The organism is Pseudomonas sp. HMSC076A11 (genome assembly GCF_001810205.1).
Lineage (GTDB): Bacteria > Pseudomonadota > Gammaproteobacteria > Pseudomonadales > Pseudomonadaceae > Pseudomonas > Pseudomonas aeruginosa.
The window spans coordinates 22,485-34,698 of sequence record NZ_KV800315.1 but is presented as its reverse complement, the minus strand read 5'-3'; the positions used below and the strand labels follow the sequence as shown (position 1 = coordinate 34,698).

Annotated in this window: 10 protein-coding genes; 1 reads left to right on the top strand and 9 read right to left on the bottom strand. The window is 63.1% G+C overall.

Annotated elements, in window-relative coordinates; all coding sequences use genetic code 11:
• Positions 1–257: 257 nt before the first annotated feature.
• From lpdA to sdhC, 7 genes are all read right to left on the bottom strand, one after another.
• Positions 258–1,694, bottom strand: coding sequence for a dihydrolipoyl dehydrogenase (gene lpdA / locus HMPREF2716_RS20800; protein WP_003087422.1), 1,437 nt, complete (start codon positions 1,692–1,694; stop codon positions 258–260).
• A gap of 68 nt (positions 1,695–1,762) precedes the next feature.
• Positions 1,763–2,992, bottom strand: coding sequence for a 2-oxoglutarate dehydrogenase complex dihydrolipoyllysine-residue succinyltransferase (odhB, locus tag HMPREF2716_RS20795; RefSeq protein ID WP_003114264.1), 1,230 nt, complete (start codon positions 2,990–2,992; stop codon positions 1,763–1,765).
• Between the two features lie 42 nt (positions 2,993–3,034).
• The gene (locus HMPREF2716_RS20790; protein ID WP_003087413.1) at positions 3,035–5,866 is read right to left on the bottom strand and encodes a 2-oxoglutarate dehydrogenase E1 component; all 2,832 of its coding nucleotides are present in this window, start codon (positions 5,864–5,866) and stop codon (positions 3,035–3,037) included.
• Positions 5,867–6,122: 256 nt separating this feature from the next.
• Complete coding sequence (locus HMPREF2716_RS20785; protein WP_003087410.1) at positions 6,123–6,830, bottom strand: succinate dehydrogenase iron-sulfur subunit; 708 nt, start codon at positions 6,828–6,830, stop codon at positions 6,123–6,125.
• 11 nt (positions 6,831–6,841) lie between these two features.
• On the bottom strand, positions 6,842–8,614 hold the full coding sequence (sdhA, locus tag HMPREF2716_RS20780) for a succinate dehydrogenase flavoprotein subunit (RefSeq protein WP_003087407.1): 1,773 nt from the start codon (positions 8,612–8,614) through the stop codon (positions 6,842–6,844).
• A 3-nt stretch (positions 8,615–8,617) separates the two neighbouring features.
• Complete coding sequence (gene sdhD / locus HMPREF2716_RS20775; protein WP_003104386.1) at positions 8,618–8,986, bottom strand: succinate dehydrogenase, hydrophobic membrane anchor protein; 369 nt, start codon at positions 8,984–8,986, stop codon at positions 8,618–8,620.
• On the bottom strand, positions 8,980–9,366 hold the full coding sequence (sdhC, locus tag HMPREF2716_RS20770; RefSeq protein WP_003104388.1) for a succinate dehydrogenase, cytochrome b556 subunit: 387 nt from the start codon (positions 9,364–9,366) through the stop codon (positions 8,980–8,982). The genes sdhD and sdhC overlap by 7 nt, the downstream gene beginning before the upstream one ends.
• Before the next feature lie 348 nt (positions 9,367–9,714).
• Between sdhC and gltA the strand changes: the two genes are divergently transcribed.
• A complete protein-coding gene (gene gltA, locus HMPREF2716_RS20765) occupies positions 9,715–11,001 on the top strand; it encodes a citrate synthase (protein WP_003087400.1) in 1,287 nt (428 codons plus the stop codon).
• Between the two features lie 114 nt (positions 11,002–11,115).
• Here the strand turns inward: gltA and HMPREF2716_RS20760 are convergent, their stop codons facing one another.
• Together HMPREF2716_RS20760 and HMPREF2716_RS20755 are read right to left on the bottom strand one after the other, a co-directional pair.
• On the bottom strand, positions 11,116–11,724 hold the full coding sequence (locus tag HMPREF2716_RS20760) for an START domain-containing protein (protein ID WP_003104390.1): 609 nt from the start codon (positions 11,722–11,724) through the stop codon (positions 11,116–11,118).
• Between the two features lie 133 nt (positions 11,725–11,857).
• A complete protein-coding gene (locus HMPREF2716_RS20755) occupies positions 11,858–12,112 on the bottom strand; it encodes a YkgJ family cysteine cluster protein (RefSeq protein ID WP_003087397.1) in 255 nt (84 codons plus the stop codon).
• Positions 12,113–12,214: the final 102 nt, after the last annotated feature.

Below are 12,214 nucleotides of genomic sequence, written 5' to 3'. Positions count from 1 at the left end.
CCGTCGCTTCGCGAACCACCCGGCTCGCGAAAAAACAGTCCGGCGGCATACGCCCGCGGCCACCTCGCAACGGTCGCCGGCGCTCACCCGCCGTGGTTCTTCTGAAAGTCTGCCGCCTGCGTCATCCCGACGCAGGCGGCAAACCGTGGATTCTACAGAACCCGGACCCGACAAGGCCAGGAACCTGTCCTGGCCTGACGGACGACGCGTCCCGCGTCGCTGTGACGCCCCTGGCGTGAACCGGGGCGTCGGATCACTCAGCGCTTCTTGCGGTTGGCGATGTGGATGGCATGGCCATTCACCGCCAGGGCAGCTTCGTGCAGGGCTTCGGACAGCGTCGGGTGGGAGAAGACCATCATGCCCAGATCTTCGGCGCTGGTGCCGAATTCCATGCCGATCGCGCCTTGCTGTACCAGCTCGGCGGCGCTCGGGCCGATCACGTGGACGCCCAGGACGCGGTCGGTCTTCGCATCGGCGATGACCTTGACCAGGCCGGTGGTGTCGTTGGCAGCCATCGCGCGACCGCTGGCGGCGAACGGGAAGGTGCCGACGTTGACTTCGACGCCCTCGGCCTTGAGGGTCTGCTCGGTCTTGCCGACCCAGGCGATTTCCGGGTGGGTGTAGATGACCGACGGGATCAGGTCGTAGTTCATCTGCGCCTTGTGGCCGGCGATGCGCTCGGCGACCATCACGCCCTCTTCCGAGGCCTTGTGCGCGAGCATCGCGCCGCGAACCACGTCACCGATGGCGAAGACGCCCGGAACGCTGGTCTTGCAGTGGTCGTCGACGTAGATGAAGCCACGCTCGTCCAGGGTCACGCCGCTGTCGGCGGCCAGCAGGTCGGTGGTCACCGGGCGACGGCCGACCGCGACGATCAGCTTGTCGAAGGTTTCCTTCTGCTCGCCGTTGGCATCGGTGAAGGTCACGGTGACCTGCTTCTTCTTCACTTCCGAAGCGGTCACGCGGGCGCCCAGGCGAATGTTCAGGCCTTGCTTGGTCAGGACCTTCAGGGCTTCCTTGGCGATCTGCTCGTCGGCAGCCGGGAGGAACTTGTCCAGGGCTTCCAGCACGGTCACCTCGGCACCCAGGCGGGCCCATACCGAACCCAGCTCCAGGCCAATGACGCCGGCGCCGATCACACCCAGCTTCTTCGGCACGGCCTGGAATTCCAGGGCGCCGGTGGAGTCGACGATGATGTCGTCGGTCAGCGGGGCCGGCGGGATCTCCACCGGGCGGGAGCCGGAAGCGATGATCACGTTCTCGGCTTCCAGGACCTGGGTCTTGCCGTCCAGGCCGGTCACTTCCACCTGCTTGTTGGCCAGCAGCTTGCCGTGGCCTTCGAAGGAGGTCACGCCGTTGGCCTTGAACAGGGTAGCGATGCCGCCGGTCAGGTTCTTGACGATGTTGGCCTTGCGCGCAACCATCGCCGGAACGTCGATGGTGACGCCCTTGGCTTCGATACCATGGACTTTGAAGGCCTCTTTGGCCTCATGGTACTTGTAGGAGCTGTCCAGCAGCGCCTTGGACGGGATGCAGCCAACGTTCAGGCAGGTACCGCCGAGCGCCACCTTGCCTTCCTTGCCGATGTACTTCTCGATGCAGGCGGTCTTCAGGCCCAGCTGGGCAGCGCGGATGGCGGCAACGTAACCGCCGGGGCCGGCACCAATCACTACCACGTCGAATTTCTGGCTCATATCTCAATCCTTATTCGGGTGAAACCGGACGGCCCCACGAGGGGGCCGCCGTGAAGAGAAACGCTAAATCAGACGTCCAGCAGCAGGCGAGCCGGATCTTCCAGCAGGTCCTTGATCGCCACCAGGAAGCTCACCGCTTCCTTGCCGTCGATCAGACGGTGGTCGTAGGACAGCGCCAGGTACATCATCGGCAGGATCACCACCTGGCCGTTCACGGCCATCGGGCGCTCCTGGATCTTGTGCATGCCGAGGATGGCGGTCTGCGGCGGGTTGACGATCGGGGTCGACAGCAGGGAACCGAACACGCCACCGTTGGAGATGGTGAAGGTGCCGCCGGTCATGTCTTCGATGGTCAGCTTGCCTTCCTTCGCCTTCTTGCCGAAGTTGGCGATGCCGCCCTCGATCTCGGCCAGGCTCATGAACTCGGCGTTACGCAGTACCGGAACCACCAGGCCGCGGTCGCTGGAAACGGCAACACCGATGTCCTGGTAGCCGTGGTAGACGATGTCGTTGCCGTCGATGGAAGCGTTGACCCCCGGGAAGCGCTTCAGCGCCTCGGTGGCGGCCTTGACGAAGAAGGACATGAAGCCCAGGCGCACGCCGTTGTGCTTCTTCTCGAACAGGTCCTTGTACTTCGAACGCAGGTCCATGATCGGCTTCATGTTGACCTCGTTGAAGGTGGTCAGCATGGCCATGGCGGACTGCGCCTCGACCAGGCGCTCGGCGACCTTGGCCCGCAGGCGGGTCATCGGCACGCGCTTCTCGACACGGTCGCCGGCGGCGAAGATCGGCGCCTCGGCAGCCGGGGCGGCAGGCTTGGCCGGGGCGGCCGGGGCGTTCTTCTTCGCTTCGACCGCAGCGACCACGTCTTCCTTGGTCACGCGACCGCCCTTGCCGGTGCCGGCGATGCTGTTCGGATCGATGCCGGCTTCCTCGGCCAGCTTGCGCGCGGCCGGGGACAGGATGGCGTCGTCGCCGCCAGCGGCGGCCGGAGCGGCGGCCTGGGCAGCCGGAGCGGCGGCGGGCGCAGCGGCAGCCGGAGCGGCCGGAGCGGCGGCGCCGCCTTCGTTCAGCTTGCCGAGCAGCTCGTTGCTCAGAACGGTGTCGCCTTCGTTCTTGATGATCTCAGCCAGCACGCCGTCAGCCTCGGCGAGAACCTCGATGACCACCTTGTCGGTCTCGATGTCGACGATCAGTTCGTCGCGCTTGACCGCTTCGCCCGGCTTCTTGTGCCAGGTGGCGACGGTGCCGTCGGCGACCGATTCCGGGAAGGTTGGGGCTTTGATTTCGATAGCCATTGTGTGCGTTTCCTTAAATTCGGTTTCTTCAGCGCGTAGGCGTTAAACAGTAAAGGCGTCTTGCAGCAGTTTTTCCTGCTGCTCGGCGTGCATCGAGGCGTAGCCGCAAGCCGGAGCAGCGGAGCCTTCGCGGCCGGCATACTCGAGATTGAGGCCCTTCTTGTGCGCGGCGATGACACGACGCATGTGATGCTGGCTGCAGAACCAGGCGCCCTGGTTCATCGGCTCTTCCTGGCACCAGACGATGTGCTTGAGGTTCTTGTAGGGAGCCAGAACTTCCGCTAGGTCGTCTTCCGGGAACGGATACAGCTGCTCGATACGGACGATCGCGGTATCTTCGCGGCCTTCCGCGCGACGCTTCTCCAGCAGGTCGTAGTACACCTTGCCGCTGCACAGCACGACGCGGTCGACCTTCTTCGGATCCAGGCTGTCGATTTCCGGGATCACGGTCTGGAAGGAACCGTTGGCCAGATCTTCCAGGGTCGAGATGGCGAGCTTGTGACGCAGCAGGGACTTCGGCGTCATCACCACCAGCGGCTTGCGCAGCGGGCGGATCACCTGACGGCGGAGCATGTGGTAGACCTGAGCCGGGGTGGTCGGCACGCAGACCTGGATGTTCTGCTCGGCGCAGAGCTGCAGGTAGCGCTCCAGGCGCGCGGAGGAGTGCTCCGGACCCTGCCCCTCATAGCCGTGCGGCAGCAGCATGGTCAGGCCGCAGAGTCGGCCCCATTTGCTTTCGCCACTGGTGATGAACTGGTCGATGACCACCTGGGCGCCGTTGGCGAAGTCGCCGAACTGGGCTTCCCAGATCACCAGCGAATTCGGCGTGGTGGTGGCGAAACCGTATTCGAACGCCAGCACGGCCTCTTCCGAAAGGAAGGAATCGTAGATATCCAGGCGCGGCTGGCCATCGAACAGATTCGCCAGCGGTACGTAGACCGAGTCGTCCTTCTGGTTGTGCAGCACCGCGTGACGGTGCGAGAAGGTTCCACGGCCGACGTCCTGGCCGGTCATCCGTACCGGATGGCCTTCGAACAGCAGGGTCGCGTAGGCCAGGGTCTCGGCGAAGCCCCAGTTGATCGGCAGGCCACCGGCCGCCATCTTCTGGCGATCTTCGTAGATCTTCGAAACCTGGCGCTGAACCACGAAGCCTTCCGGCACTTCCAGCATCTTGCTGGACAGTTCCTGCAGGGTCTTCAGGTCGAAGCGGGTGTCGTGACGCGCGGTCCAGGCATGACCCAGGTACGGACGCCAGTCGACGAACAGTTCCTTGTTGGGTTCCTTGACCAGGCTCTTCACCACGTGCAGGCCGTTGTCCAGGGCGTCGCGGTAGTCGTCGATCTTCGACTGAACCTGCTCGGCGCTGAGCACGCCGGCATTCACCAGGGCATCGGCGTACAGCTCGCGGGTAGTACGCTGCTTGGCGATCTGCTGGTACATCAGCGGCTGGGTGCCGCTCGGCTCGTCCGCCTCGTTGTGGCCGCGGCGACGGTAGCAGACCAGGTCGATGACCACGTCACGCTTGAACTGCATGCGGTAGTCGACGGCCAGCTGGGTGACGAACAGCACGGCTTCGGGATCGTCGCCGTTGACGTGGAAGATCGGCGCCTGAATCATCTTCGCCACGTCGGTGGCGTACTCGGTGGAACGCGCATCGTCCTGGCGGCTGGTGGTGAAACCGACCTGGTTGTTGATCACCAGGTGGATGGTGCCACCGGTCTTGTAGGCGCGGGTCTGCGACATCTGGAAGGTTTCCATGACCACGCCCTGTCCCGCGAAGGCGGCATCGCCGTGGATGGAAATCGGTACCACCTTGTCGCCGGAGCTGTCCTTGCGGCGGTCCTGGCGAGCACGAACGGAACCCTCGACCACCGGGGAAACGATTTCCAGGTGCGACGGGTTGAACGCCAGCGCCAGGTGGACTTCGCCACCGCTGGTCATCACGTTCGAGGAGAAGCCCTGGTGGTACTTCACGTCACCGGAGCCCAGCTCGACGATCTTCTTGCCTTCGAACTCGTCGAACAGGTCGCGCGGGTTCTTGCCCAGGGTGTTGACCAGGACGTTCAGGCGACCGCGGTGAGCCATGCCGATGACGATTTCCTTGGCGCCGTAGGAACCGCAGCGCTGGATGATCTCGTCGACCATCGGGATCAGGCTTTCGCCGCCTTCCAGGCCGAAACGCTTGGTGCCCGGGTACTTGGTGCCCAGGTACTTCTCCAGGCCTTCGGCCGCGGTCAGGCGCTCGAGCAGGTGCGCACGCGCCTCGGCGGAGAAGCCGGGACGGCCACGCACGCTTTCCAGACGCTGGAGGAACCACTTGCGCTGCTCGGAATCGACGATGTGCATGAACTCGGCGCCGAAGGTACCGCAGTAGGTGCTCTTCAGGCTGTCGACGATTTCACGCAGGGTCGCCTCTTCCTTGCCGATGTAAAGCTCACCGGTGCGGAAAGTGGTGTCCAGGTCGGCACCCGTCAGACCGTAGTGGTCGATCGACAGGTCGGCAGGCGCGGGACGCTGCCACAGGCCGAGCGGGTCGAGGGTGGAAGCCTGGTGGCCGCGGAGACGGTAAGCGTGAATGAGACGAAGGACTTCGACCTGCTTCTTCTCGTGCTCGCTGCTCACGCTACCGGCGGAAACCGGCTGGGCACGGCGCTGGTTCTTGGCCAGCAGGACGAAATGATCGCGCACTGTGGAGTGCGAGACGTCGGGGGCGGGATTGCCATCGGCGGGAAGCTTCTGGAAATACGTGCGCCACTCTTCTGGCACAGCGTTAGGGTCGTGCAGGTAGAGCTCGTAGAGCTCTTCGACGTAGGCAGCGTTACCACCGGATAGATGGGCACTGTTCCACATCCGCTGCATTACGCTTTCGTGCATGCTAGGTCACCCTCGGTAAGGGGACAACCACCTGGCGAAACCTTGAAGGCTCCGAAGTCCTCAGGCAGCGACATCGGTATGGCCACTACAGATCCCGCAGATAGTCCGGGTACCAGCCCGGATGCCCCTGCTGGTCATATTTTTCAAATCTGGGCCATGGCTTTGTGAGCTTGGCCCGCTTAGTTGCTGCGACGCCGGAAGAACTCCGGCGCCACAGGTGTTGCTAGGTACAACTCATATAACAACTGCGAGAGGATCAGGTTCCGCTCTGCAGCAGCATATTACGCACGTGGCCGATCGCCTTGGTCGGGTTCAGACCCTTCGGGCAAACGTTCACGCAGTTCATGATTCCGCGGCAGCGGAACACACTGAACGGGTCGTCCAGCGAAGCCAGGCGCTCTTCGGTCTTGGTGTCACGGCTGTCGGCCAGGAAACGATAGGCTTGCAGCAGTGCGGCCGGACCGAGGAACTTGTCGGGGTTCCACCAGAAGGACGGGCAGGAGGTCGAGCAGCAGGCGCACAGGATGCACTCGTACAGACCGTCCAGCTTCTCGCGCTCTTCCGGGGTCTGCAGACGCTCGATGGCCGGGGCCGGCGTATCGTTCTGCAGGAACGGCTTCACCTTCTCGTATTGCTTGTAGAAGATGCTCATGTCCACGACCAGGTCACGAATGACCGGCAGGCCCGGCAGCGGACGGATCACCAGCTTGCCGCCCTTCAGGCCGGCGGCCGACAGCGGGGTGATGCAGGCCAGGCCGTTCTTGCCGTTGATGTTCATGCCATCGGAGCCGCAGACGCCTTCACGGCAGGAACGACGGTAGGAGAAGCCCTCGTCCTGTTCCTTGATCAGCGCCAGCACGTCGAGGACCATCACGTCCTTGCCGTTGGTGTCGACCTGGAAATCCTGCATGTACGGCGCAGCATCTTTGTCGGGGTTGTAACGATAAACACTCACTTGCAACATGGCGGGCACCCTTAGTAAGTCCGAACCTTGGGTTCGAATGCCGGAACGGTCTTCGGCGCGAAGTTGACGGAACGCTTGGATACGCGCTTCTCACCCGGGAAGTACAGGGTGTGGCACAGCCAGTTCTCGTCGTCGCGCTCCTCGAAGTCTTCACGGGCGTGGGCGCCACGGGACTCCTTGCGGTGCTCGGCCGCGATCGCGGTGGCCTCGGCCACCTCGAGGAGGTTTTGCAGTTCCAGCGCTTCGATGCGCGCGGTGTTGAATGCCTGGCTCTTGTCGTTGATCTTGACGTTGGCGATACGCTCGCGCAGGTCGGCCAGCTGGGCGATGCCCTTCTGCATGTACTCGCCGGTGCGGAACACACCGAAGTAGTTCTGCATGCAGCTTTGCAGCTCGCGCTTGAGCGGAGCGACTTCTTCGCCGCTGGTGCGCTCGTTCACGCCGTTCAGGCGCTTGAAGGAGGCTTCCAGGTCGCTCTCGGAAGCGCCGCGGGCGTCGATGCCCTCTTTCAGCGCTTTTTCCAGGTGCAGACCGGCGGCACGGCCGAATACCACCAGGTCGAGCAGCGAGTTGCCGCCCAGGCGGTTGGCGCCGTGTACCGATACGCAGGCCACTTCGCCCACGGCGAACAGGCCTTCGACGATCTGGTCGTTGCCGTTGGCGTCCTGGGTGATGGCCTGGCCATGGATGTTGGTGGCAACGCCACCCATCATGTAGTGGCAGGTCGGGATCACCGGGATCGGCGCGACGACCGGGTCGACGTGGGCGAAGGTCTTGGACAGTTCGCAGATGCCGGGCAGGCGGCTGTGCAGGACTTCCTCGCCGAGGTGGTCGAGCTTCAGCAGCACGTGGTCCTTGTTCGGGCCCACGCCGTTGCCGGCCAGGACTTCCTTGACCATGGAACGGGCGACCACGTCGCGGCCGGCCAGGTCCTTCGCGTTCGGCGCATAACGCTCCATGAAGCGCTCGCCGTGGGCGTTGATCAGGTAACCGCCTTCGCCGCGGCAACCTTCGGTGACCAGTACACCGGCGCCGGCGATGCCGGTCGGGTGGAACTGCCACATCTCGATGTCCTGCACCGGCACGCCGGCACGCAGGGCCATGCCCACGCCGTCACCGGTGTTGATCAGCGCGTTGGTGGTGGAGGCGTAGATACGGCCGGCACCGCCAGTGGCCAGGACCACGGCCTTGGAACGGATGTAGACGGTCTCGCCGGTCTCGATGCAGATGGCGATGATGCCGACCACCGCGCCGTCTTGGTTCTTCACCAGGTCGACCGCGTACCACTCGTTGAGGAACGAGGTGCCATTCTTCAGGTTGGCCTGGTACAGGGTGTGCAGCAGCGCGTGGCCGGTACGGTCGGCGGCGGCGCAGGTACGGGCGGCCTGGCCACCCTTGCCGAAGTCCTTGGACTGGCCGCCGAACGGACGCTGGTAGATGCGGCCGGTTTCGGTACGGGAGAACGGCAGGCCCATGTGCTCGAGCTCGAACACGGCCTCGGGGCCGACGGAACACATGTATTCGATCGCGTCCTGGTCACCGATGTAATCGGAGCCCTTGACGGTGTCGTACATGTGCCAACGCCAATCGTCGTTCGGGTCGGCCGAAGCGATCGCGCAGGTGATGCCACCCTGTGCGGATACGGTGTGGGAACGGGTCGGGAAGACCTTGGTCACCACGGCGGTCTTGTGGCCGCCCTGGGCCAGTTGCAGCGCGGCACGCATGCCGGCGCCACCGCCACCGACGATGATGGCGTCAAAGGAAAGTGTACGAATGCTAGCCATGGATCACATACCCCAAAGAATCTGCACACCCCAGACGAAGAATGCGAACATCGCCATGCCGCAAACCGCCTGGAAGAGGAAACGCACGACTGTCGCCGCCTTGCCGAGAGCCATCGAAGTCAGGTAGTCGGTGGAGATGGTCCACATACCGACCCACGCATGGACGCTCAGGGCAACCAGGGTCAACAGGCTGAAGATGCGCATCCAACCCTGCGAGAACAGGCCGTGCCAGTCCGCGTAGGAAATGTTGGGGTGAGCAATGAGGTAGCCCAGCAGGAAAATGACATAAGCCGCGAGCACGACCGCGGAAACGCGCTGGGCCATCCAGTCGTAGAGGCCGGAGCGCGAGAAGTTTGTGACGTTAGTTACCATACCCATACCCCCGCCAGAACGATCAGCACCACCGCGATGGCGATGACGATTTTGGAGCCACGCTTACCGCCTTCCAGCGTCTCGCCGACGCCAGCGTCCATGACCAGGTGGCGAACACCGGCCACCAGGTGGTACAGCAGCGCAGACAGCAGGCCCCAGATCACCAGCTTGGCCAGGGGACTGGTCAGGCACGCCTTCACCTGCTCGAAGCCTTCTTCCGAACTCAGCGACTTGTCGAGCGCGAACAGCAGCACGGCAATACCGAGGAACAGGATGACGCCAGAGATACGGTGGAGAATGGACGTGTAAGCGGTGACAGGGAGTTTGATGGTCCTTAGGTCTAGGTTTACAGGTCGTTTGCTATTCACGGCTTTTTTCACACTGAGAGCCCTAACGAACAGGGCTAGTTGTCGGGAAGTGCACTTGTCAGGTACCCATCACCAGGGAGTGGCGACCGTCTATGAAAGCGGGCCAGGAATACCCCTTGCGGTCGGACGCCGAGTATAGACAGTTAGGCTACTAATGACAACGAAAACACCCATCGCCAAATGGTTGATTGCGGGCCTTTTATAAAAGGCGTAAATAGCCCCCTTTTTCTGCGAAAACCCCGCCACGGAAGGCTCTACGGCATGGATTCGCGCAAATTGACTTTCGAATTTATCCCTCTATAGTGGTGCGGGCCCTGCGTGGGGGGTACTGATGATTTCAAGCATAAATAGGAGGCCATCATGGCTGACAAAAAAGCGCAGTTGATCATCGAGGGCTCAGCCCCCGTCGAACTGCCCGTCCTATCCGGTACCATGGGTCCCGATGTAGTGGATGTACGGGGCCTCACCGCCACGGGCCACTTCACCTTCGATCCTGGCTTCATGTCGACCGCCTCCTGCGAGTCGAAGATCACCTATATCGACGGCGACAAAGGCGTCCTCCTTCATCGCGGCTACCCCATCGAGCAACTGGCAGAGAAATCCGACTACCTGGAAACCTGCTACCTGCTGCTGAACGGCGAGCTGCCCACCGCCGCGCAGAAGGAACAGTTCGTCGGCACCATCAAGAACCACACCATGGTTCACGAGCAGTTGAAGACCTTCTTCAACGGCTTCCGCCGCGACGCCCATCCGATGGCCGTGATGTGCGGCGTGATCGGCGCCCTCTCGGCCTTCTACCACGACTCCCTGGACATCAATAACCCGAAGCATCGCGAAGTCTCCGCGCATCGCCTGATCGCCAAGATGCCGACCATCGCCGCCATGGTGTACAAGTACTCCAAGGGCGAGCCGATGATGTATCCGCGTAACGACCTGAACTACGCGGAAAACTTCCTCCACATGATGTTCAACACCCCCTGCGAGACCAAGCCGATCAGCCCCGTGCTGGCCAAGGCCATGGACCGCATCTTCATTCTCCACGCCGACCACGAGCAGAACGCCTCCACCTCCACGGTGCGTCTGGCCGGCTCCTCCGGCGCCAATCCGTTCGCCTGCATCGCCTCCGGCATCGCCGCCCTGTGGGGACCGGCCCATGGCGGCGCGAACGAAGCGGTGCTGCGCATGCTCGACGAGATCGGCGACGTGTCCAACATCGACAAGTTCGTCGAGAAGGCCAAGGACAAGAACGATCCGTTCAAGCTGATGGGCTTCGGCCATCGTGTCTACAAGAACTTCGACCCGCGCGCCAAGGTCATGAAGCAGACCTGCGACGAGGTCCTCCAGGAGCTGGGCATCAACGACCCGCAACTGGAACTGGCGATGAAGCTGGAAGAAATCGCCCGCCACGACCCCTACTTCGTGGAACGCAACCTGTACCCGAACGTCGACTTCTACTCGGGGATCATCCTCAAGGCGATCGGCATTCCGACCAGCATGTTCACCGTGATCTTCGCCCTGGCACGTACCGTCGGCTGGATCTCGCACTGGCAGGAAATGCTCTCCGGCCCCTACAAGATCGGCCGCCCGCGCCAGCTCTATACCGGCCACACCCAGCGCGACTTCACCGCCCTCAAGGATCGCGGCTGAAACCCGTCACGCCCGGCGAGAAAGGCTGCTTCGGCAGCCTTTTTTGTGCCCGCCCCTTTCCGCCGGACACAAAAAAACCGCCCCGGAGGCGGTCTTTTTGCAAGGAAGGCGCGCTCAGCGCTTCTCGGCAGCGCTACGCAGGCCCTTGAGGGTGTTCAGCGGCGCGTCGACCACGAAGCTGTTGGCCAACCAGGAAGGAATGCTGCCACCCGGCTCGGTTTCCACCTGGTAGGTCACTTCCGTCACGCCCTGCCCCTTCGGCTGCAACTTCCACTCGCCGACCAGCTTGGGCACGCGGATCTGGCCCTTTTCCTCGGGGATATAGGTCGGATCGGCCTTAAGGTGACGGATCACGGTGCCATCCGCAGTCTTCTCGGTGGTGACATGGATGACCACGTCGCGACCGGTAACTGGCCAGGGCATGTCGATCTTCGAGTAGGTCCAGGCGTCGGCGCCTTCCTGCTTCAGGAGTTTCATCTCGGCGCAGGCATGGATCCACTTGCAGGAACCCTTGACGTCCTCCTGCAGCGCCTCGATGGTCGCCACGTCGGCCTTGATGTCGGTAACGCCGCGATAAGCCTTGTACTTGGAGCCCTGGACACTGCTGAGGTAGACCTTCACGCCATCCTCGTCCTTGGCCAGCTTCCAGTCTTCGGCCAGCGCATTGCCGGCCACCCCGAACACTGCGGCAGCCAGCACGGTCATACGCAAAATGCCACGCATCGTTCCTGTTCCTCTCTTTATGGTTATTTTCGGTTCGCCGGCCGGGCGGTCGACGCCCTGCAAGCCGCGATCCTGAGCCTTCGGCGCAGGATGCGCAGCAGTATGGCGTGAGACAGCCAGACTTCCAACCCGTTCACGCGGCAGTGATGACTTCCCACTCCGCGATCAGGGCCAGCGCCTGCTCACGGCTGTCGCCGCAGATTTCCGGATCGGCGCCGAACTGGCCGCATACGGCCGGTCGCTCCGGTCGGCCGAACAGCCCGCAGAGATGGTTTTCGTCCAGGTGCAGGCAGCGTACACCCGCGGGCTTGCCGGCCGGCATGCCCGGCAGCGGAGAGGAAATCGACGGTGCTATGCAGCAGGCGCCGCAGCCGGCTCTACATTGCATGGGAAGGATCTCGCCCGAAAGTTGGCAGAGGAGCGGCCAGGACAGCCGTCCGAAACGGGCGCAAAGAATACGGACCGGCCAGGCCGCCGCCAAGCCCGGCGG